We start from the raw sequence: 24662 nt of genomic DNA on the forward strand, positions 1-24662 counted from the left end.
CCGAGCTACCGAGAAGGTGTCGAGATGTCCCAGCCGCAAGCAGATCCAGCTCTCTCCCTCGGCGTCGTCCCCGCGCACGTCGCCGCGTACAACGACACTGCCGAGAACCTCCCCGAGGGTGCGCTGCACACTCTCTTCGCCGCGCAGGCCGCCCGCACCCCGCGGGCCGTCGCTCTCGTCCGCGAGGACCGCGGTCTCACCTACCGGGAGCTGGACGGCGCGGCCAACGCCCTCGCACACCGCCTCGTCGCCCGGGGCGTCCGGCCCGGCGACGCCGTCGGCCTCCTCTTCGACCGCTCCTTCGCCTACGTCATCACGGTTCTCGCCGTGCTCAAGAGCGGCGGCGTGTACGTACCCCTCGACCCCCGCCAGCCCGAGGAACGCCTCGCCTGGATCCTCTCCAACACCGGGGCCACCCTCCTGGTGACCGACCGCCCGGCCGGGGAAACCGGCTTCGCGGACGGCCTGCCCGCCCTGCGGCTCGACGACACCGGCGCCACGGCCGGCACGGCCACCACCGGGCCCGAGGTCACGGTCCACCCGGACCAACCGCTGTACATGATGTTCACCTCCGGCTCCAGCGGCACCCCCAAGGGCGTCGTGAACACCCACCGCAACGTCGTCGAACTGGCCCTGGACCCGGGCTTCGGCGCCGCCGCCCACGAGCGGGTGCTCGCCTACTCGCCGCTGCCCTTCGACTCCTCCACCTACGAGCTGTGGGTACCGCTGCTGCGCGGCGGACTCGCCGTCGTGCTGTCCGCCCCGAAGATCGACATCGGCGAGCTCGCCGACGCCATCACCCGCTACCGGGCGACCGCCGCCTACTTCACCACCGCCCTCTTCGACGCCATGGCCAGCGAGGCGATCGACGCCCTGGGGCAGCTGCGCGAGATCTGGACCGGCGGCGACGTGCTGTCCGCCACCGCCCTCCAACGGGCCCTCGACCACTGCCCGGACACCACGATCGTGCACGTCTACGGTCCCACGGAGGCGACCGTCTTCTGCAGCTACCAGGCATTCACCCCCGAGGTCCGCACCCTCGACCGGCTGCACCTCGGCATCCCGATGGTGAACACCGCCATGTACGTCCTGGACGGCGAACTGCGCCACACCGCCCCGGGCGAGACCGGCGAGCTCTACGTCGCGGGTCCGCACCTCGCCCAGGGCTACGCCCGGCTGCCCGCCCTGACCGCCGAGCGGTTCACCGCCGACCCGTACGGACCGGCCGGCGGCCGCATGTACCGCACCGGCGACCTGGCCGCCTGGAACGAACACGGCGAGGTCGTCTTCCTCGGCCGAGCCGACCAGCAGGTCAAGCTGCGCGGCAACCGCATCGAGCTCGGCGAGATCGAGACCGTGCTGGTCCGCCACCCCTCCGTGGCCCAGGCCGCGATCATCGTCCGCGAGGACCGGCCCGGCGACAAGCGCCTGGTCGCCTACGCCGTACCCGCCGAGGAAGGCGTCCTGGACGGAGCGGAACTCCTCCGGTACGCCGCCGAACAGCTCGTCGAGTACATGGTGCCCTCGGCGGTCGTCCCGATGGGAACCCTGCCGCTGACCCCGAACGGAAAGCTGGACCGGCGCGCTCTGCCCGCCCCCCGGGTCGTCGCGGCACCGGGCGGCCGGGCCCCGCGCAACCCGGTCGAGGAAGTCCTCTGCGGACTCTTCGCCCACTCCCTCGGCCTGCCGTCGATCGGCATCGACGACGACTTCTTCACCTCCGGCGGCCACTCGCTGCTGGCGACCCGGCTGGTCAGCCGGGTGCGCACCACCCTCGACGTCCAGCTGACGCTGCGGCAGTTCTTCGACTACCCGACCGTCGCGCTGCTTGCCGAGTACGTCGCCACCGGCGGCGGCGAGTCCGCCCGCCCGGCCCTGACCGCCCAGGAGCGCCCGGAGCCGCTGCCGCTCTCGGCGGCCCAGCAACGGCTCTGGTTCCTCGACCAGTTGGAGGGCCCCTCGGCGACATACAACATCCCTCTCTCCGTCCGGGTCCGCGGCGAACTCGACGTAGCCGCCCTGGAGTCGGCTTTCACCGATGTCGCGGGACGCCACGAGAGCCTGCGCACCGTCTTCGGCCAGGCAGAAGGACAGACGTACCAGCGGATCCTGCCCGCCGACAGCGTCCGGGTGGAGCTGCCGGTCACCCCGGCGACCGAGGAGGAGGTTGCCGCACTGCTCACTGCCGAGTCCGAGCGCATCTTCGACCTGGCGGCCGATCTGCCGTTCCGCGCAAGGCTGTTCAGCCTCGACGAGCGCGACCACGTACTTCTCGTTGTCATGCACCACATCGTCTCCGACGGCTGGTCCTACCAGCCGCTGATGCGCGACCTGAGCACCGCCTACGCGACCCGCTCACGCGGTGAGCGCCCCGCCTGGGAGCCGTTGCCCGCCCAGTACGCCGACTACGCGCTCTGGCACCGCGGCTTGCTCGGTGACCCGGCGGACGAGGAGAGCGTCGCCTCCCGCCAACTCGACTACTGGCGCCGGACCTTGGCCGACCTTCCGGACGAGGTCAACCTGCCCGCCGTGCGGCAGCGGCCGGCCGTCGCGTCCTACCGCGGCGCCACCCACACCGTGCACTGCTCCGAGGAGATCCACTCCTCGCTCGCGGAGCTGGCGCGCGAGTCCGGCGCCTCGGTGTTCATGGTGGCCCAGGCGGCCGTGTCGACCCTGCTGTCCCGTTCGGGCGCCGGCCACGACATCCCGCTCGGCTCACCGATCGCCGGCCGGACGGACCAGGCCCTCGACGACCTGGTGGGCTTCTTCGTCAACACCCTGGTGCTGCGGACGGATCTGAGCGGCGACCCGAGCTTCCGTGAGCTGCTGACCCGTGTTCGGGAGGCCGACCTCGCGGCCTGGAGCCACCAGGACCTGCCGTTCGACCGGTTGGTCGAGGCCCTCAACCCCGACCGCTCCGCCGCCCGGCACCCCCTCTTCCAGGTGATGCTGACACTGACCGACGCGGCCACACCGACGCTCGTCGCCGAGGAGCTGGACACCGAGTCGGAGTTCACCTGGCTGCGGTTCGCCAAGTTCGATCTGACGTTCTCGTTCGCGGAGCATCGTTCAGTGGATGGTCGGCCGGGTGGGTTGGACATCACGATCGAGTATGCGACGGATCTGTATGACGCTCGTTCGGTGGAGTTGGCGGGTGAGCGTCTGGTGCGGTTGTTGGGTGCTGCGGCGTCGGCGCCGGATGTGCCGGTGGGTGAGTTGGAGTTGTTGTCGGTTGGTGAGCGTGGGTTGTTGTTGGGGGAGTGGGCCGGTGCGGTGACGGGTGGTCCGGACGCGGGTCTTGGGCGGTTGTTCGGGGCGCAGGTGGCGCGGACGCCGGATGCGGTTGCGGTGGTGGGTGAGGGGCGTGAGCTTTCGTATCGGGAGCTGGATGGGCTGGCCAATGGTGTGGCGCGTCGGCTGATTGCTGAAGGGGTGTGTCCGGGCGGCCGGGTGGCGTTGTTCCAGGAGCGTTCGGTGGGTGCGGTGGTTGCCACGTTGGGTGTGGTGAAGGCGGGTGCGGTGTATGTGCCGTTGGATACGCGGTATCCGGCGGATCGGGTCGAGTTGATCGTGGGGGAGTCGGGGGTCACGCATCTGGTGACGGACCGGGATCCGGGTTCGTTGGTGTTGCCGGAGGGTGTGCGGGTGCTGGATTCGTTGTCCGGCGTTGATGCGTCGGAGTCGGACCCCGGTGTCTCGGTGCATCCGGATCAGCCGGTGTACGCGATGTTCACGTCGGGTTCGACGGGTGTGCCGAAGGGTGTTGCGGTCACGCACCGCAACGTGGCGGATCTGGCGGCGCAGACGGTGTACGCGAACGGCAACCACTCCCGGGTGTTGTTCCACTCGGCGATGGCGTTCGACGCGTCGACGTACGAGATGTGGGTCCCGTGGCTGAACGGCGGAACCCTCGTCGTAGCCCCCGCAGGGCATCTGGCCCCGGCCGACTACCAGCGGCTGCTGGCCGAGCACCGGATCAGCTCGCTGTGGTTGACGGCGGGTCTGTTCCGGGTGATGGCGGAGGAGGCGCCGGGGGCGTTCGCCGGGGTGCGTGAGGTGTGGGCGGGGGGTGATGTGGTTGCGCCGGAGGCGGTGCGCCGGGTCATGGACCGCTGCCCGGACCTGACCGTGGTGAATGGCTATGGTCCGACGGAGACCACGACCTTCGCCTCCACCCATCGCCTTCACCGTCCGCTGGACTACGCGGGTGCGATCCCGATCGGTGAGGCGCTCGACAACCATCGGCTCTACGTCCTGGACGAGGGTCTGCGGCTGGTCGCGCCGGGCACACCGGGTGAGCTGTACATCGCGGGTGCTGGTCTGGCGCAGGGGTATCTGGACCGTCCGGTGCTGACCGCGGACCGGTTCGTGGCGGACCCGTACGGTCCGGCCGGTGCGCGGATGTACCGGACCGGTGACCTGGTGCGGTGGAATCTCGAAGGTTCGCTCGAGTACCTGGGCCGTGCCGACCAGCAGGTCAAGCTCCGCGGCTTCCGCATCGAACTCGGCGAGGTCGAGAGCGCGTTGACCGCTCAGGAAGCGGTGGGGCAGGCGACGGTCGTGGTCCGGGAGGACCGGCCGGGCGACAAACGCCTCGTCGCCTACCTCGTCGCCGCCGAAGGCGCCCGGATCGATACCGACGAGGTGCGCCGCGAGATCGCCGGCACGCTTCCCGACTACATGGTCCCGTCCGCCTTCGTGGTGCTCGACGAGATCCCGCTCACCGTCAACGGCAAGGTCGACCGACGCGCCCTGCCCGCACCCCAGCAGAGCGCCGACACGGCCGGGCGCGCGCCCCGGGGGCCGGTCGAGGAGGTCCTGTGCGGCCTCTTCGCGGAAGTCCTGGGACTGCCGTCGGCCACCATCGACGACCACTTCTTCAACCTCGGCGGGCACTCGCTCCTCGCCACCCGCCTCATCAGCCGCATCCGGCAGACCTTCGGCGTCCAGATCACCGTCCGGGACCTCTTCCAGGGCCCCACGGTGGCCGGGCTGGCCGAGTACGTGGAAGCGGGCGGCGAAGCCGTGCGGCGGCCCGCGCTCCGGGAGGCGGTCAGGCCCGACCGGGTGCCGCTCTCCTCGGCCCAGCAGCGCCTCTGGTTCCTGCACCACTTGGAGGGGCCGTCGGCGACGTACAACATCCCACTCGCCCTGCGCCTCACCGGCGCACTCGACCCGGAGGTCCTCCGGCTCGCGCTCACCGACCTCGTGGTGCGCCACGAATCGCTGCGCACCCTCTTCGGGATGGCGGACGACGCCGCCTACCAGTGGCAGCTCCCGGCGGCCGAGGTCCGGGTGGAGCTGCCGGTCGTCGCGGCGACCGAGGCCACTCTGGAGGCGGAACTCGGGGTGCACGCCGCCCGCAGCTTCGATCTGGAATCAGAACTGCCGCTCCGCGCAGTCCTGTTCGCGCTCGGGGACCAGGAGCACGTCCTGCTGGTGGTGATGCACCACATCGCCTCCGACGGCTGGTCCACCACCCCGTTGCTGCGGGACCTGTCCACCGCCTGCACCGCCCGCGCCGAGGGCACCGCCCCCGCGTGGGAGCCGCTGCCGGTCCAGTACGCCGACTACACCCTCTGGCAGCGGGAACTGCTCGCCGCGGACGGGGAACGGCAGTCCGAGTTCTGGCGCGACACCCTGGACGGTCTGCCCGACGAGGCCACCCTGCCGGCCGACCGTCCGCGCCCGGCGGTCGCCACCTACCGCGGCAACACCCACAGCGTCCACGTCCCCGCCCAACTGCACGACGGGCTGACGCGGCTGGCCCGGGAGACCGGCAGCACGCTGTTCATGGTGGCCCAGGCCGCCGTCGCCACCACGCTGTCCCGTTCCGGTGCGGGGGAGGACATCCCGATCGGCGCCCCGATCGCGGGCCGCTCGGAGCAGGCCCTCGACGACCTGGTGGGCTTCTTCGTCAACACCCTGGTGCTGCGCACGGATCTGACGGGTGACCCGAGCTTCCGTGAGCTGCTGACCCGGGTCCGGGACGCCGACCTGGCGGCATGGGCCCACCAGGATCTGCCCTTCGACCGGCTGGTGGAGACCCTCAACCCCGAGCGTTCCACCGCCCGCCACCCCCTCTTCCAAGTCGTTCTCACCCTCCAGGAAGCCGTCACTCCCACCCTCGAACTCCCGGGAATCACAGCCGAGTCGGGCTTCACGACGCTGGACATCTCCAAATTCGACCTCACCTTCTCCTTCCACGAACACCGCACGGACGACGGCCGCCCCGGCGGACTGGACATCAGGGTCGAGTACGCCACCGACCTGTACGACGCCGGCACCGTCGAGGCAGTCACCGCCCGGCTGGTACGACTGCTGGGAGATGCCGTCGAACGTCCCGAAATCCCGGTGGGCGAGCTGGAGTTCATCGGTGCGCACGAGCGTCACCAGCTCCTGGAGCAGTGGAACGGTGCGGTCACCGCTTCCTCCGGCGCGGGTCTCGCGGAGCTGTTCGCCGCGCAGGCCGCGCGCACCCCGGACGCGATCGCCCTGGTCGACGGCGACCGGGAGCTGACCTACGCGGAACTGGACGAGGACACCAACCGGCTGGCCCACCACCTCGTGGGCCTCGGGGTCCGGCCGGAGAGCGTCGTCGCCGTTCTGATGGAGCGGTCGGCGGAGCTGCTCACCGGGCTGCTCGCGGTGGTCAAGGCCGGAGGCGTTTACGCCCCGCTCAACACCGCGGACCCTGACACCCGTCTGCTCCGGATTCTCGCGGAGACCGGGGCGCCGGTCCTGCTCACCGACCGGGCGCTCGCCGATCACCCGATCGTGGCCCGGACCGCCGCCGAGACCGTCGTGCTCGACGGCACCACCGGATTCGCCCACCTCCCGTCGACGCCCCCGGCGCCCGACGCCCACCCCGACCAGTGGCTGTACGTGATGTTCACGTCGGGTTCGACGGGTGTGCCGAAGGGGGTCGCGGTCACCCATCGCAATGTGGCGGACCTGGCGGCGCAGACCATGTACGCCAACGGCAACCACACCCGGGTGCTGTTCCACTCGCCGCACACCTTCGACGCGTCGACGCACGAGATCTGGGTGCCCTGGCTGAACGGCGGCACGGTCGTGGTGGCACCCCCCGGGTACCTCGACCCCGGGACCCTGGGTGGGCTGCTGACCGAGCGCGGGATCAGCTCGCTGTGGTTGACGGCCGGTCTGTTCCGGGTGATGGCCGAGGAGGTTCCGGAGGCGTTCTCCGGGGTGCGTGAGGTGTGGGCCGGTGGTGATGTGGTTGCGCCGGAGGCGGTGCGCCGGGTCATGGACCGCTGCCCGGACCTGACCGTGGTGAACGGCTATGGTCCGACGGAGACCACCACCTTCGCCACCACCCACCGCATCCACCGTCCGCTGGACTACGCGGGCGCCATCCCGATCGGTGAGCCGCTCGACAACCACCGGCTCTACGTCCTGGACGAGGGTCTGCGGCTGGTCGCGCCGGGCACCCCCGGCGAGCTGTACATCGCCGGTGCCGGTCTCGCCCGCGGCTACCTCGGCCGCCCGGGCATGACGGCGGAGCGCTTCGTGGCGGACCCGTACGGCCGGGCCGGTGCGCGGATGTACCGGACGGGCGACCTGGTGCGGTGGAATCTCGAAGGCTCGCTCGAGTACCTGGGCCGTGCCGACCAGCAGGTCAAGCTCCGCGGCTTCCGCATCGAACTCGGCGAGGTCGAGAGCGCGTTGACCGCTCAGGAAGCGGTGGGGCAGGCGACGGTCGTGGTCCGGGAGGACCGGCCGGGCGACAAACGCCTCGTCGCCTACCTCGTCGCCGCGGACGGTGCCCGGATCGATGTGGCCGAGCTGCGCGGTCATGCCGCGGACGCCCTGCCCGAGTACATGGTCCCGTCCGCCTTCGTCGTCCTGGACGAGATCCCGCTCACCGTCAACGGCAAGGTCGACCGACGCGCCCTGCCCGCACCCCAGATCTCCCACACCACCAATGGGCGTGCCCCGCGCACACCGCAGGAAGAGGTGCTCTGTGGCCTCTTCGCGGCCGTTCTCGGACTGCCGTCCGTCACCATCGACGACCACTTCTTCCACCGCGGCGGCCACTCCGTGCTCGGCACCCGGCTGATCAGCCGCATCCGGCGGGCGTTCGGGGTGCAACTCGGGGTGAAGGACCTGTTCCGGAACCCCACGGTGCTCGCTCTCTCGGAGTGCGTCACCGCGGGCAGCGGCGAACTGCCTCGGCCGGCGTTGCTGGCGGAGGAGCGGCCGGAGATCGTCCCGCTGTCGTCCGCGCAGCAGCGGCTGTGGTTCCTCGACCAGATGGAGGGCCCGTCCGCCACCTACAACATCCCGCTCGCCCTGCGGCTCAAGGGCCGGCTCGACTGCCAGGCCCTTCAGGCCGCCCTCACCGACATCACCACCCGTCACGAGGGCCTGCGGACCGTCTTCCCCACCCACGAGGGCACCCCCCACCAGCAGATCCTGCCCCCGACCACCATCGACCTCCCCCTGATCACCACCACCGAGGTGGAACTCACCGCCCGACTGGCCGAGCTCTCCTCGGCCGCCTTCGACCTGGCCGTCCAGTCACCGATCCGCACTCACCTGCTGTCACTCGGCGAACAGGAGCACATCCTGCTGGTGGTCATCCACCACATCGCCTCCGACGGCTGGTCCAACGGACCGCTCTTCCGCGACCTGGCCACCGCCTACGAGGCCCGCACCGGGGGCAGCGCCCCCGCGTGGGAGCCGCTGCCGGTCCAGTACGCCGACTACTCCCTCTGGCAGCAACGGCTCCTGGGGAGCGACGAGGAACGCCAACTCGACTACTGGCACGCTGCATTGGCGGACCTTCCGGAGGAGGTCACGCTCCCGGCCGACCGGCCCAGGCCGGCAACCGCGTCCAACCGGGGCACCACACACACCGTGCACTGCTCGACCGACCTGCACGACTCGCTCACCTCGCTGGCCCAGGACACCGGCAGCACACTCTTCATGGTGGCCCAGGCAGCGGTGTCGACCCTGTTGTCCCGTTCGGGCGCCGGCCACGACATCCCGCTCGGCTCACCCGTCGCGGGCCGAACCGACCCTGCGCTCGACGACCTGGTGGGCTTCTTCGTCAACACTCTGGTGCTGCGGACGGATCTGAGCGGCGACCCGAGCTTCCGTGAGCTGCTGACCCGGGTCCGGGAGGCCGACCTCGCGGCCTGGAGTCACCAGGACCTGCCGTTCGACCGGTTGGTCGAGGCCCTCAACCCCGAGCGCACCACCGCCCGGCACCCCCTCTTCCAGGTCATGCTCACCGTCGGCGACATGTTCGCCGACGCTCCCGAACTCCCTGAGTTGGAAACGGCGTACGAGTTCTCGAAGGTGGAGATCGCCAAGTTCGATCTGACCTTCGGCTTCGCGGAGCATCGTTCGGTGGATGGTCGGCCGGGTGGGTTGGACATCACGATCGAGTATGCGACGGATCTGTATGACGCTCGTTCGGTGGAGTTGGCGGGTGAGCGTCTGGTGCGGTTGTTGGGTGCTGCGGCGTCGGCGCCGGATGTGCCGGTGGGTGAGTTGGAGTTGTTGTCGGTTGGTGAGCGTGGGTTGTTGTTGGGGGAGTGGGCCGGTGCGGTGACGGGTGGTCCGGACGCGGGTCTTGGGCGGTTGTTCGGGGCGCAGGTGGCGCGGACGCCGGATGCGGTTGCGGTGGTGGGTGAGGGGCGTGAGCTTTCGTATCGGGAGCTGGATGGGCTGGCCAATGGTGTGGCGCGTCGGCTGATTGCTGAGGGGTGTGTCCGGGCGGCCGGGTGGCGTTGTTCCAGGAGCGTTCGGTGGGTGCGGTGGTTGCCACGTTGGGTGTGGTGAAGGCGGGTGCGGTGTATGTGCCGTTGGATACGCGGTATCCGGCGGATCGGGTCGAGTTGATCGTGGGGGAGTCGGGGGTCACGCATCTGGTGATGGACCGGGATCCGGGTTCGTTGGTGTTGCCGGAGGGTGTGCGGGTGCTGGATTCGTTGTCCGGCGTTGATGCGTCGGAGTCGGACCCCGGTGTCTCGGTGCATCCGGATCAGCCGGTGTACGCGATGTTCACGTCGGGTTCGACGGGTGTGCCGAAGGGTGTTGCGGTCACGCACCGCAACGTGGCGGATCTGGCGGCGCAGACGATGTACGCGAACGGCAACCACTCCCGGGTGTTGTTCCACTCGGCGATGGCGTTCGACGCGTCGACGTACGAGATGTGGGTCCCGTGGCTGAACGGCGGAACCCTCGTCGTAGCCCCCGCAGGGCATCTGGCCCCGGCCGACTACCAGCGGCTGCTGGCCGAGCACCGGATCAGCTCGCTGTGGTTGACGGCGGGTCTGTTCCGGGTGATGGCGGAGGAGGCGCCGGGGGCGTTCGCCGGGGTGCGTGAGGTGTGGGCGGGGGGTGATGTGGTTGCGCCGGAGGCGGTGCGCCGGGTCATGGACCGCTGCCCGGACCTGACCGTGGTGAATGGCTATGGTCCGACGGAGACCACGACCTTCGCCTCCACCCATCGCCTTCACCGTCCGCTGGACTACGCGGGTGCGATCCCGATCGGTGAGGCGCTCGACAACCATCGGCTCTACGTCCTGGACGAGGGTCTGCGGCTGGTCGCGCCGGGCACACCGGGTGAGCTGTACATCGCGGGTGCTGGTCTGGCGCAGGGGTATCTGGACCGTCCGGTGCTGACCGCGGACCGGTTCGTGGCGGACCCGTACGGTCCGGCCGGTGCGCGGATGTACCGGACCGGTGACCTGGTGCGGTGGAATCTCGAAGGTTCGCTCGAGTACCTGGGCCGTGCCGACCAGCAGGTCAAGCTCCGCGGCTTCCGCATCGAACTCGGGGAGATCGAGACCGTTCTCGCCGGCCGGCCCGGCGTGGCCCAGGCCACCGTCGTGGTCCGGGAGGACCGGCCGGGCGACAAACGCCTCGCCGCCTACATCACCGCGGAGGAAGGCTCCCGGATCGAACCCGGGGACGTACAGAAGCAGGTGTCCGGGCTGCTTCCCGACTACATGGTCCCGTCCGCCTTCGTGGTGCTCGACGAGATCCCGCTCACCGTCAACGGCAAGGTCGACCGACGCGCCCTGCCCGCACCGCAGTTCGGCAACGAAGCCACCGGGCGCGCACCGCGCACCGCAAAGGAAGAAGTCCTTTGCGGACTCTTCGCGGAGATCCTGGGACTGCCGTCGGTCACCATCGACGACCACTTCTTCAACCTCGGCGGGCACTCGCTCCTCGCCACCCGGCTCGTCGGCCGGATCCGCACCGTACTCAGGGTCGAACTCTCCGTGGCGACCCTCTTCGAAAGCCCGATCGTGGCCACGCTCGTCGAGAAGCTCGACGGCGCCGGGGCCGCACGGCCCAGACTTCGGCCGATGCGCCGGATGGGAGTGACCAAGTGATTCCCCTGTCATTCGCCCAGCAGCGGCTGTGGTTCATCGCCCAGATGGAAGGGCCGTCGACCACCTACAACATCCCGCTCGCCGTACGGCTCAGCGGTGAACTCGACCGCCCGGTACTTCACTCGGCACTTCTGGACCTGGTCGCCAGACACGAGAGCCTGCGCACCCTCTTCCCCGACCAGGACGGCACCCCGTACCAGCACATCCTCGCCGAGGAGGACGTGGAGCTCCCGCTCCCGGTCGTCCCGGCCGACGCCGCGACGCTGCCCGGCGTTCTCGCCGAGGAGTCCGCCCAGGTCTTCCACCTGGCGGTGGACCTGCCGATCCGGGCCCGCCTGATCACGCTCGGCGAGCAGGAGCACGTCCTGCTCATCGTGATGCACCACATCGTGTCGGACGGCGGCTCGACCGCGCCCCTGCTCCGGGACCTCGCCACCGCCTACGAGGCACGCGCCCGGGGTGCCGTGCCCGGCTGGGAACCGCTCCCGGTCCAGTACGCCGACTACACCCTCTGGCAGCAGGAACTGCTCGGCGAGGGTGACGACCCGGAGAGCGCCGGATCCCGGCAACTGGACTTCTGGCGCAAGGCGTTGGCCGAGCTGCCGGAGGAGGCCACCCTGCCGGCCGACCGGCCGCGCCCGGCCTCCGCCTCGTACATCGGCGCCACCTGCGACGTCCACCTGCCCGCCGAGATCCACATCGGTCTGACCCACCTCGCGCGGGAATCCGGTGCCACCCTGTTCATGGCGGTCCAGGCCGCAGTGGCGACCGCCCTGTCCCGCTCCGGCGCCGGCCTCGACATCCCGATCGGCTCCCCGGTGTCGGGCCGCATCGACGAGGCGCTCGACGGCCTGGTCGGCTTCTTCGTCAACACCCTGGTGCTGCGCACCGACCTGAGCGGCGACCCGAGCTTCCGTGACCTGCTCTCCCGGGTCCGCGGGACGGACCTGGCGGCCTGGGACAACCAGGACCTGCCTTTCGACCGGCTGGTCGAGGTGCTGAACCCCGAGCGCTCGGCCTCCCGCCACCCGCTCTTCCAGGTGATGCTCACCATGGGCGAGGCCGGCTCGGACGTCGTCGGGTTCCCGGGGCTCGACGCCCGTACCGAGTACAGCGCCCTGCAGATCGCCAAGTTCGACCTGACCTTCGGCTTCGCCGAGCACCGCACCCGCGACGGCCGTCCGGACGGCCTGGACATCACCATCGAGTACGCCACCGACCTCTACGACGCCCGGACGATCGACGCCCTCATGGCGCGGCTGAACCGGCTGCTGGAGGCCGTGGTCACCTCGCCCGACACCCCGCTTTCGGTCCTCGACCTGCTCGGCGAGCACGAGCGGCGGCTGCTCCTGGAGGAGCGGAGCGGCACCGCGACCGGCACCTCCGGCACGAGCCTGGCGGAGCTGTTCGCCGCGCAGGCGGCCCGTACCCCGGACGCGACAGCGCTGGTGGACGAGGACCGCGATCTGACGTTCGCCGAACTCGATGAGATCACCAACCGGCTGGCCCACCACCTCATCGACGCCGGAGTCAAGCAGCACGACGTGGTCGCCGTCCTCATGGAGCGCTCGACCGACCTGCTCACCGCGCTGCTCGCCGTGGTCAAGGCCGGTGCCGTGTACGCCCCGCTCAACACCACCGACCCGGACAGCCGCCTCGTCCAGATCCTGGCCGACACCCGGGCACCCGTCCTCCTCACCGACCCGGCCCTCGCCGACCACCAGGTCGTCCTGGACGCCGACGCGCGGATCATCGTCCTGGGCGACACCACCGACCTCGCCGGGCTGCCCGCCGCCGCCCCCGCCCACACCATCCACCCCGACCAGCCGGTGTACGCGATGTTCACCTCAGGTTCGACGGGTGTGCCGAAGGGTGTCGCGGTCACCCATCGCAACGTTGCGGACCTGGCGGCGCAGACCATGTACGCCAATGGCAACCACACCCGGGTGCTGTTCCACTCGCCGGCCGCCTTCGACGCGTCGACGTACGAGATCTGGGTGCCGTGGCTGAACGGCGGCACGGTCGTGGTGGCACCGCGAGGCCATCTCGCCCCCACCGACTACCAACGGCTGCTGGCCGAGCACCGGGTCACCGCGCTCTGGATGACGGCCGGTCTGTTCCGCGTCATGGCGGAGGAGGCGCCGGGGGCGTTCGCCGGGGTGCGTGAGGTGTGGGCGGGTGGTGATGTGGTTGCGCCGGAGGCGGTGCGCCGGGTCATGGACCGCTGCCCGGACATCACGGTCGTCAACGGTTACGGTCCGACGGAGACCACGACCTTCGCCACCACCCACCACATCCTCCGTCCGCTCGACCACGCGGGCGCCATCCCGATCGGTGAGCCGCTCGACAACCACCGCCCGTACGTACTCGACGCCGCACTGCGGCTGGTCCCGCCGGGTGCTCCCGGCGAGCTGTACATCGCCGGGGCCGGTCTGGCACAGGGCTACCTCAACCGCGCCTCGCTGACCGCGGAGCGCTTCGTCGCGGACCCGTACGGTCCGGCCGGTGCGCGGATGTACCGGACCGGTGACCTGGTGCGGTGGAACCTCGAAGGTTCCCTCGAGTACCTGGGCCGTGCCGACCAGCAGGTCAAGCTCCGCGGCTTCCGCATCGAACTCGGCGAGATCGAGAGCGCGTTGACCGCTCAGGAAGCGGTGGGGCAGGCGACGGTCGTGGTCCGGGAGGACCGGCCGGGCGACAAACGCCTCGCCGCCTACCTCGTCGCCGCCGAAGGCGCCCGGATCGACACCGACGCGGTGCACCGCGAGATCTCCGGCGCGCTCCCCGAGTACATGGTCCCGTCCGCCTTCGTCGTGCTCGACGAGATTCCCCTGACCGTCAACGGCAAGGTCGACCGACGCGCCCTGCCCGCACCCCAGCAGAGCGCCGACACCGGCGGCCGCGCGCCCCGGACGCCCGCCGAGGAAGTCCTGTGCGGTCTCTTCGCGGCCGTTCTCGGACTGCCGTCGGTCACCATCGACGACCATTTCTTCCGGCGCGGCGGGCACTCCCTGCTCGCAACCCGCCTCATCAGCCGCATCCGGGCCGTATGGGAGACCGAGATCACCATCCGGGACCTGTTCCAGTACGCGACGGTCGCGCAGCTGGCCGAGCGGATCGCGGCCGAGGGCAGTGGCGAGCGGCGGCCGGCGTTGCTGGCGGAGGAGCGGCCGGAGATCGTCCCGCTGTCGTCCGCGCAGCAGCGGCTGTGGTTCCTCGACCAGATGGAGGGCCCGTCCGCCACCTACAACATCCCGCTCGCCCTGCGGCTCAAGGGCCGGCTCGACTGCCAGGCCCTTCAGGCCGCCCTCACCGACATCACCACCCGTCACGAGGGCCTGCGGACCGTCTTCCCCACCCACGAGGGCACCCCCCACCAGCAGATCCTGCCCCCGACCACCATCGACCTCCCCCTGATCACCACCACCGAGGAGGAACTCACCGCCCGACTGGCCGCCCAGGCCGGCCGGACCTTCGACCTGGCGTCCGAAATCCCCGTCCGGGCACAGCTGTTGGAGCTCGGGGCCGAGGACCACGTCCTCATGCTGGTGATCCACCACATCGCCTCCGACGGCTGGTCCAACGGACCGCTCTTCCGTGACCTGGCCACCGCCTACGAGGCCCGCACCGAGGGCACCGCCCCCGCGTGGGAGCCGCTGCCGGTCCAGTACGCCGACTACTCCCTCTGGCAGCAACGAATCCTGGAGCGGGACGAGGAACGCCGGCTCGACCACTGGCGCGGGGTGCTCGCCGACCTGCCGGAGGAAGTCACCCTGCCCGCCGACCACGCCCGCCCCGCCGTCGCCTCCAACCAGGGCCGTACACACGCCGTGCACTGCCCCGCCGAGCTGCACACCGCCCTGATGTCGCTGGCCCAGGACACCGGGACCACCCTGTTCATGGTGGCCCAGGCGGCCGTGGCGACCCTGCTGTCCCGCTCCGGCGCCGGGCACGACATCCCGCTCGGCTCACCCGTCGCGGGCCGAACCGACCAGAAGCTGGACGACCTCGTCGGCTTCTTCGTCAACACCCTCGTCCTGCGCACCGACACCAGCGGCGACCCGAGCTTCCGTGAGCTGCTGACCCGGGTCCGGGAGACCGACCTCGCGGCCTGGAGCCACCAGGACCTGCCGTTCGACCGGCTGGTCGAGGCCCTCAACCCCGAGCGCACCACCGCCCGGCACCCCCTCTTCCAGGTCATGCTCACCGTCGGCGACACCAGCGACGACGCCCCCCGACTCGCCGGACTGGAGAGCGAGTTCGCCATCCCGCCGGTCGCCGTCGCGAAGTTCGACCTCACCTTCGCGTTCGCCGAGAACCGCGCCGCGGACGGCCGGCCCGACGGCCTCGACATCTTGATCGAGTACACCACCGACCTGTACGACGCACGCACCATCGAGGCCACCGCGGACCGTCTGGCCCGACTCCTCACCGGCGCGGTCGCCACCCCCGATCTGCCCCTCGCGGAGCTGGAGATGGTCTCCGGGCACGAGCGGGCGCAGCTGCGGGAGTGGAGCGGGGCACAGTCCTCGGCGCCCGGCCTCGGACTCGACGCGCTGTTCACGGCGCAGGCCGCCCGCACGCCGCACGAGGTGGCGCTGGTACACGAGGAACAGCGGGTGACGTACCAGGAGCTGGACATCTGGTCCAACCGGCTGGCCCGCCACCTGACCGCGCGCGGCGTCACCAGGGGCAGCATCGTCGCCATCCACCTGGAGCGTTCCCCGCAGCTCATCGCCACCCTGCTCGCCGCACTGAAGGCAGGGGCCGGGTACACCCTGCTCGACCCGCAGTTCCCGGCCGGCCGGCTGAACACCGTGCTCGGGCAGACCGACCCGGCGGCACTGGTCACCCAGGCCCACCTGACCGCCCTGTCGACCCCGGCCACCCTGATCGACCTCACCGCGGAGATACCCGCGATCAGCACCCTGCCGGGGACACCCGTGGAGACGGGCGGGCACCCGGAGTCCATCGCCTGCGTGATGTTCACCTCCGGATCGACCGGAGTCCCCAAGGGCGTCGCGGCCTCGCACCGGGCGCTGGCCGCCACGTTCATCGGCCCCGACTACCTGGACTTCGGACCCGGCCAGACCTATCTGCAGAGCTCGCCGGTGTCCTGGGACGCCTTCGCCCTGGAGGTCTTCGGACCGCTCCTGCACGGCGGCGTCTGCGTCCTTCAGCCCGGACAGCACACCGACCCGCACCAGATCGCGGAGCTGGTCGAGCGGCACGCCATCACGACCCTGCAGATGTCGGCGAGCCTGTTCAACCACATGCTCGACGAGCACCCGGCGGTCTTCTCCCGGGTCAAGGAGGCCATGACCGCCGGTGAGGCGGCCTCACCCGCCCACACCGCCAAGGCACTGGCCGACCACCCCCACCTCCACCTCGTCAACGGCTACGGACCGGCCGAGAGCATGGGCTTCACCACCACCCACACCCTCACCGGAGCGGCGCCCGCCATCCCGATCGGACGGCCGATCGCCGGCAAGCACGCCTACGTCCTGGACGAGAACCTCCGGATGCTGCCGCCGGGCGTCCCCGGCGAGCTCTACGTCGCCGGACACGGCCTCGCCCACGGCTACATCGGACAGCCCGCACTGAGCGCCGAACGATTCGTCGCCGATCCCCACGGCGCACCCGGCTCGCGGATGTACCGGACCGGTGACCTGGCCCGCTGGAACCAGGACGGTGAGCTGGAGTATTTCGGCCGGGCCGACCAGCAGATCAAGTTGCGGGGCTTCCGCATCGAGCCGGGTGAGATCGAATCGGCGCTGCTGCGGCACCCCACCCTCGCCCAGGTGGCGGTGCTGATCCGCGAGGACCGGCCCGGTGACAAACGGCTGGTGGCGTACGTGGTGCCCACCGAAGGCAGCCGGCCGGACCTTCCCGAGCTGCGCCGGCACGCGGTGGCGGCCCTGCCCGAGTACATGGTTCCGGCCATGTTCGTACCGCTGGAGGCGCTGCCCCTGACGGTCAACGGCAAGCTCGACCGCTGTGCGCTGCCCGAACCGCCGCAGGCCGGCACCACCGGCGGCCGGGAGCCCCGCACCCCGGCGGAAGAGGTCCTGTGCGGGCTCTTCGCGGAGGCCCTGGGGCTGACGTCGGTCACCATCGACGACCATTTCTTCCAACTCGGCGGCCACTCCCTGCTCGCCACCCGGCTGATCGGCCGGATCCGCTCCATCTGGGACACCCGCGTCACCATCCGGGACCTGTTCCAGTACCCGACCCCCGTACTCCTCGCCGAACACATCGCCACGAACACGGGCGGCGACCCCATGGAGACGCTGCTGCCGATTCGGGCCGCGAGCGCCACGGACACCGGTGCCCCGCTGTTCTGCGTCCACGCGATCTCCGGGATGAGCTGGTCGTACGCCGGACTGCTCCGGCACATCGGCGGACGGCGGCCGCTGATCGGGCTGCAGGCAAAGGAGTTGACCAGCCCGTCGGACCGGCCGGCCGGCATCGAGGAGATGGCGGACGGCTACGTGGCCGAGATCCGCTCGGTCCAGGCCCACGGCCCGTACCACCTGCTGGGCTGGTCGTTCGGCGGGCTGGTGGCCCACGCGATCGCCGCCCGCCTGGAGGAGCAGGGCGAGGAGGTGGCCCTCCTGGCACTGCTCGACTCCTACCCGCTGCCCGACGGATTCCGGCCACCCGCCATCACCGGCCGGGAGGTGCTGACCGCCCTGCTCGGCGGCCGCGGCGCCGAACTCGACGTGCGCTGCGCCGACACCGCCCCGGACGCCGAGGAACTGGCCGCCGTGCTGCGCGCCGAGGACGCGATCCTGGGCGCACTGGAACCGGCCCAGGCCGCGGCCGTGGTGACCGCCACGGCGGGCAACCTGGAGATGCGCTATCGATACGTTCCCCGGCGGCGGTTCGGCGGCGACGCGGTGTTCTTCGACGCCGCCCGCACACCGGCCGCGACCGGCGGCGCCGACGCCTGGGCACCCCATGTCACGGGCCGGGTCGAGGAGCACGACATCGACTGCGAGCACTGGGACATGACCACGGCCGAGCCGCTGCGCGAGATCGGAAAGGTGCTGGCCGAGGAGTTGCGAGGAGCGCGTCACTGACTCGGAGCCGCACCCAGGTGCCCGGGCCCGCCACCACGGCGGTCCCGGGCACCTTCGCGTGCGTCGCCGCCCCCGGGCGCCCAATTGCCCGCGGGCTGCCGCTCATGCCGCCGGGCGACGGGTTCCGGCCTGCATAGCGTGAAGCCATCCGCAGGCCACGGCTCCCGGCAACAGAAAGTCAAGGAAATGGTTGATCATTCCGGCTGGCGTGTCGGGGTAGCTTCAGCCCCCGTCCACCACGGCGAGATCCTGCAAGGCGTGTTCACCGGTGACGGCGGGCTCACCCGAGGCCTCGTCACACTTCCCTGCACCATTCACGCGACCCGCGCCACCTTCATCCCCGCTCCCGGCGCCGAGGTCACCGTGACGCCGGACTGGAAGGGCAAGGCCCGGCGCGCGGCCGAGCTCGCGGTGCGCGCCGTGACGCCGCCGGGCGCCGAACTGCCGGGCGGTCACCTCGACCTCACCGGCGACGTACCGCTGTGCCGGGGCTTCGGTTCCTCCACGAGCGATGTGCTCGCGGCGATCTGGGCGGTGAAGGACGCGTTCGTCAGCCCGCTGCCGCCGCAGGACGTCGCCCGGATCGCGGTACGCGCGGAGACCGCCTCCGACTCGCTCATGTTCGAGGAGTCCACCGTCCTCTTCGCTCAGCGCGAGGGCACGGTCATCGAGGACTTCGGCTACCGGATGCCGGCCCTGCGGGTCCTCGGCTTCGGCTCACGTCCCGAGAGCGGGGGGCGTGGCGTGGACACCCTGACCCTCTCACCGGCCCGCTACGGGCAGGACGAGATCGACCTCTTCACCCGGCTGCAGGCCATGCTCCGGGAGGCCATCCAGATGAAGGACGTGGCCCTGCTCGGCTCGGTGGCCACGGCCAGCACGGAGATCAACCAGCGTCATCTGCCGATCCCGGACCTCGACCGAATCCAGGACATCGCGCGGACCACCGGAGCCGTCGGCGTACAGGCGGCACACAGCGGGGACATCGCCGGACTCCTCTTCGACCGGGACGACCCCGAGGCCGAGGCGCGGACCGGCCTGGCCCAGGACCTCCTGCAAGAGCTCGGAATTCACGAGCAGTGGAACTACACAACGGGTGACTGACATGACGACGACTCTCCCCAAGGCTCACTCCTCGATCGTGGAGGCGACGGAGCTGCCACGCATCATCAAGGTGACCGACAACCTCTACGCGGCGGCCTTCAGCCTGATGAAGCTGCTGCCCGCCCGCTACATACTCGACCGCGCCGAGGCCGCCGGCCTGATCTCCCCGGGCACCCGGATCATCGAGACCTCCTCCGGCACCTTCGCCCTCGGCCTGGCCATGGTCTGCCGGCTGCGCGGCTACCCGCTGACCATCGTCGGCGACTCGGCGATCGACCGGGACCTGCGCACTCGGCTCGAAATGCTCGGCACGACGGTGGAGATCGTCGAGCACACCGGCCAGCCCGGCGGCATCCAGGGCGCACGGCTCGCCCGCGTGGCCGAGCTGCGCCGGCAGCACCCGGACGCCTTCGTCCCCGGCCAGTACGACAACCCCGACAACCCGGGCGCGTACGGCGTCGTCGCCGACTTGATCGGCAACACCGTCGGCACCGTGGACTGCCTGGTGGGCCCGGTCGGGTCCGGCGGCTCCACCGGCGGACTCGCCGCAGCGCTGCGCCAGACCGGCCCCGCACTGCACCTGGTCGGCGTGGACACCCAGGGCAGCATCATCTTCGGCAGCCCGGACGGGCCCCGCATGCTGCGCGGGCTCGGCAGCAGCATCCACCCGGGCAACGTCAAGCACGCGGCGTACGACGAGGTCCACTGGGTGACGGCACCCGAGGCGTTCCACGCCACCCACGAGCTCTACCGCGCACACGGCCTGTTCATGGGCCCGACCAGCGGCGCCTCCTTCCAGGTGGCATCGTGGTGGGCCCAGCAGAACCCGGGAAGCACCGTCGTGATGGTGCTCCCGGACGAGGGGTACCGCTACCAGTCCACGGTCTACAACGACAACTGGCTGCGCGAGCAGGGGATCGTCCCCGCCCCCGCCGTCGACGGCCCGCTCACCGTCGAGCACCCGCTGGACGCCACCGCCGCCTGGTCCCGGCTGCTGTGGGCCCGCCGCGGCTTCGACGACGTGGTGATGCCGGTGGTCGGCTCATGAGCGAGCGTCTGCTGCTCCTGGTGGAGAGCAACACCACCGGTACGGGACGGCTGTTCGCACGGCGAGCAGCCGAACTGGGTGTCGTGCCCGTGCTGCTGTGCGCGGACCCGGACCGCTACCCGTACGCCGCCGAGGACCGGCTGCGGACGGTCGTCGTGGACACCTCCGACGAGGCCGCACTGTGGGCGGCGGTCCGTGCGCTGGAGGACGAGGCCACCGTCGCGGGCGTCCTGACCAGCTCCGAGTACTACGTGCCGGCCGCCGCCGCCCTGGCCTACCGGCTCGGCCTGCCCGGCCCGTCGGCCGAAGCCGTACGCGCCTGCCGTGACAAGGCCGAACAGCGCCGGATGCTCACCGACGCGGACGTCGGCTCGCCGGGCTTCGCCGTCGTCTCCGAGGTCCCCGACGCACTCGCCGCGGCCCGCTCCATCGGACTGCCCGTGGTGGTCAAACCGGTGCAGGGTTCGGGGAGTCTGGGCGTACGGCTCTGCACCGACCTCGACCAGGTCGCCGAGCACGCCGGGACGCTGCTCGCCGCCACCGTGAACGAACGGGGCATCGCCGCACCGAGCCGGATCCTGGTCGAGGAGTACCTGACCGGACCGGAGTACTCCGTCGAGGTGTTCGGCACCGACGCCGTCGTCACCGTCGCCAAGCACGTCGGCGCGCTGCCGGTCTTCGTCGAGATCGGCCACGACGTGCCCGCCGCGCTCCCCGGCGAACAGGAGATCGCCCTGCGCGAGTCCGCGGTGCGCGCCGTGCGGGCGCTCGGCCTCGGCTGGGGAGCCGCCCATGTGGAACTGCGCCTGACCGGGCCCCGGACCGCCCAGGTCATCGAGGTCAACCCCAGGCTGGCCGGCGGCATGATCCCCGAACTGGTCCGCAGGGCCTGCGGGATCGACCTGGTCCGCGCCCAGGTGCTGGCCGCCCTCGGTACCGCTCCCGAGCTGGAACGCACCGGATACGCCCGCGCCTCGATCCGGTTCCTCACCGCGGAACAGGACGGCATCGTCGCCCGGCCCGCCGCACTGACGGAAGCCGTGGCCAGGGCCCGGACGGTCCCGGGCACCGTCGAGGCGGTGCTCTACCGCGCCCCGGGCGAACCCGTCGGTCCCGCCGAGGACTTCCGGGGCCGCGTCGGCCACGCCATCGCCGTCGCCGACCGCTCGGTACGGGCCGCCGAGGCCGCCGACCGGGCCGTGGCGCTGCTCGGCGAGGCCGTGACCTACGCGGACCTGCACACAGAGGAGGCATTCGCATGACCGCAGCGACGGCGCACGGCGTCGACACCGGCCGGCTCAAGGCCGCGCTCGACGCCGAGGCGCACCGCATCGTCTACGACCAGTACCTGCCGGACACCGCGGACGGGCTCGGCGAGGAGCTGCGCTGCATCAGCGAGGTCGACCGCGCCCACCTGATCATGCTCACCGAGCGCGGCATCGTGGACGCAGGCCGGGCCGCCGCCCTGCTTCGTGCCGTCGAGGAACTGCGCGGACAGGACTTCGCACCGGTCCGGGCCACCCCGATGCCGCGCGGCGTCTACCTCGCCTACGAGGGACACCTCATCGGGAAGCTGGGCGACGAGACCGGCGGCATCCTGCACACCGGGCGGTCCCGCAACGACCTCAACGCCACCACCACCCGGCTGAAGACGCGCGGTCCCTATCTGGCCCTGCTCGACGCGGTCGACCGGCTCGCGGGGGTGCTCCTGGCGAAGGCCGAGGAGTACCGCGACGTGATCATGCCCGCCTACACCCACGGCCAGCCGGCCGTGCCGATCAGCTATGGCCACTACCTGGCCGGCGTCGCCGGTGCGGTGCTGCGCGCTCACGAGTCGCTGCTGGACGCCGGACGCCAGCTCGATGTCAACCCGCTGGGCGCCGGCGCGATCGGCGGGACCTCCGTACCCATCGACCCCCGGCGCACCGCCGAACTGCTCGGCTTCGTCTCCGCCGCCCCCAACTCGGTGGACGCGGTGGCCTCCCGGGACTTCGTGCTGGACCTGCTGTCCGCCTGCGCCGTCCTCGGTGTCTCACTGGCCCGCGCCGGGCGGGACCTGAGCACCTGGACCTCGGAGGAGTTCGGGCTGCTGAGGGTGGGGGACACCCTCGTCGGCTCCAGCTCGATGATGCCGCAGAAGCGCAATCCGTTCCTGCTCGAACACATCCAGGGCAGGTCCACCGCGAGCCTCGGCGCCTTCGTCGGCGCGGCGTCCGCGATGACCACCGGCGGCTACACCAACGCCATCGCGGTCGGCACCGAGGCCGTACGGCACCTCTGGCCCGGACTGAGCAGCACCACCGACGCGGTGACGCTGCTGAGCCTGGTGGTGGCGGGCACCGAACCGGAGCGCGAACGCATGACGGACCGGGCCGTGGACGGCTTCACCTCCGCCACGTACCTGGCGGAACGGCTCGTCCTGGACGGAACGCCGTTCCGGGCCGCGCACCATCTGGTCGGCGAGACCGTGCTCGGCGCTCTGGAATCCGGCCGCTCGCTGGTGGACGCGGCCCGCTTCGCCGCCGTCGACGACGGCGGGCTGGCCCCCGACCGGGTGGCCGCGGCGTGCGCCCACGGTGGCGGCCCCGGCTCCACGGCCGACGGGATCCGCGCCCTGAACACCCGACGGGACGCGCTCGAGGCTGAGTCGGCCGAGCGGCGCACCCGCTGGTCCGACGCAGGCAGGCTGCTGTCGCAGGCCGTTACCGAGGCGGTGACGTCATGTCGGCCCGCCTGACCGAACGCGCACCGGGCACCGAACACCGGGAAGCGCCGCGCAGCGGACTGCTCCGCCACCGCGACTTCCGGCTGCTGTGGACCGGCGAGACGACCAACCGCGTCGGCATCAACATCACCGGGGTCGCCATGCCCCTGGTGGCCGTGGTGACGCTCGACGCGAGCACCCTGTGGGTGAGTGCGCTGGCGGCCGCTCCCTGGCTGCCCTGGCTGCTCATCGGCCTGCCCGCCGGCGCCTGGGTGGACCGGCTGCGACGCCGGCCGATCATGCTGATCTGCAACGTGGTCCCGCTCGTGCTGCTCGCCAGTGTTCCGGTGGCGGGCTGGCTCGGGGTCCTGACGATGACCCAGTTGCTGGCCGTGGCACTGGTCAACGGCTTCGCCGCGGTGTTCTTCGGGATCTCGTACAAGGTCTACCTGCCCTCCATCGTCGGACCCGAGGACCTCCAGGAGGCCAACGCCAAGCTCCAGGGCAGTGAATCGGTGGCCCAGGTCGCGGGGCTGGGCGGTGGCGGACTGCTCGCCCAGGCCTTCGGCGCCACCTCCGGTCTCCTCGTCAACTCGGCGACGTTCCTCGTCTCCGCGCTGTGCCTGCTCGGCATCCGGAGCAAGGAACAGCTCCCGGAGAAACCCGAGCGGCACCGGGCCCTGCGACAGGACATCAAGGAGGGCCTGCACTACACCTTCAAGGACCCGTACCTACGCGTCCTCACCCTGTACGGCACCGCCACCAACCTGCTGCTGACGGCCGAGGCGGCGATCCTGCCGGTCTTCATCATCCGTGAGCTAGGGGTACCCGAAGGCGCCACCGGCTGGCTCCTCGCGTCGAGCAGCATCGGCGGGATCCTCGGAGCCACCACCGCGAAACGCCTGATCGCACGGTTCGGATCGGCCCGCGGACTGCTGGTGGCCACCATTGCCAGCGCCCCGTTCGCCCTGCTCATCCCCCTGACCAGGATGGGCTGGACCCTGTCCGCACTGGTGGTCGGGAGCGCGGTCCTCTCGCTCGGCGTCGTACTCGCCAACGTGATCCAGGGTGCGTTCCGCCAGCGCTACTGTCCGCCCCAGCTCCTCGGCCGCGTCTCGGCCAGTGTCTCGGTCGCGAACTTCGGAGCCATTCCCTTCGGTTCGCTGCTCGGCGGGATCCTCGGCACGGCCCTCGGCCTGCGGTCCACCCTGTGGCTGCTCACCGCGGGACTCGCCCTGACCCCGCTGCTCCTCCTGATCGGACCACTGCGCCGGAGGCGGGACCTGCCGGTCGCGCCGGCCACGTCGTGAGACCCGACTCGCCTGTCACTCTCGTACGAACAGGAGAGACCC

The 24662-nt window shown here is 71.1% G+C and carries 8 protein-coding genes; all 8 read left to right on the top strand.

The annotated features are described in order from the left end of the window. Positions 1 to 24 precede the first annotated feature (24 nt). The 8 genes from OHA19_RS33890 (at position 25) to OHA19_RS33925 (ending at position 24620) form a co-directional block, all read left to right on the top strand. A complete protein-coding gene (locus OHA19_RS33890; protein ID WP_405752638.1) occupies positions 25 to 9810 on the top strand; it encodes an amino acid adenylation domain-containing protein in 9786 nt (3261 codons plus the stop codon). Beyond that, entirely contained in the window at positions 9777 to 11372 is a 1596-nt protein-coding gene (locus OHA19_RS33895) for an amino acid adenylation domain-containing protein (protein ID WP_405752641.1), read from the top strand. The genes OHA19_RS33890 and OHA19_RS33895 overlap by 34 nt, the downstream gene beginning before the upstream one ends. Further along, the gene (locus OHA19_RS33900; protein WP_405752643.1) at positions 11369 to 18454 is read left to right on the top strand and encodes an amino acid adenylation domain-containing protein; all 7086 of its coding nucleotides are present in this window, start codon (positions 11369 to 11371) and stop codon (positions 18452 to 18454) included. Before OHA19_RS33895 ends, OHA19_RS33900 begins: the two co-directional genes overlap by 4 nt. A 186-nt stretch (positions 18455 to 18640) precedes the next feature. After that, positions 18641 to 19558, top strand: a complete 918-nt coding sequence (locus OHA19_RS33905) for a kinase (RefSeq protein ID WP_405710301.1) — start codon at positions 18641 to 18643, stop codon at positions 19556 to 19558. 1 nt (position 19559) lies between these two features. Beyond that, positions 19560 to 20606, top strand: coding sequence for a PLP-dependent cysteine synthase family protein (locus OHA19_RS33910; RefSeq protein ID WP_405710298.1), 1047 nt, complete (start codon positions 19560 to 19562; stop codon positions 20604 to 20606). Beyond that, positions 20603 to 21868 carry an ATP-grasp domain-containing protein gene (locus tag OHA19_RS33915; RefSeq protein WP_405710295.1) on the top strand — a complete coding sequence of 422 codons (1266 nt, stop codon included), beginning with the start codon at positions 20603 to 20605 and terminating at the stop codon, positions 21866 to 21868. Before OHA19_RS33910 ends, OHA19_RS33915 begins: the two co-directional genes overlap by 4 nt. Then, complete coding sequence (gene argH / locus OHA19_RS33920) at positions 21865 to 23343, top strand: argininosuccinate lyase (protein WP_405710292.1); 1479 nt, start codon at positions 21865 to 21867, stop codon at positions 23341 to 23343. Before OHA19_RS33915 ends, argH begins: the two co-directional genes overlap by 4 nt. Further along, the gene (locus tag OHA19_RS33925) at positions 23328 to 24620 is read left to right on the top strand and encodes an MFS transporter (RefSeq protein ID WP_405710290.1); all 1293 of its coding nucleotides are present in this window, start codon (positions 23328 to 23330) and stop codon (positions 24618 to 24620) included. Before argH ends, OHA19_RS33925 begins: the two co-directional genes overlap by 16 nt. The last annotated feature ends 42 nt before the right edge of the window (positions 24621 to 24662 follow it).

The sequence above is a fragment of the Streptomyces sp. NBC_00012 genome, from assembly GCF_045040875.1.
GTDB lineage: Bacteria > Actinomycetota > Actinomycetes > Streptomycetales > Streptomycetaceae > Streptomyces.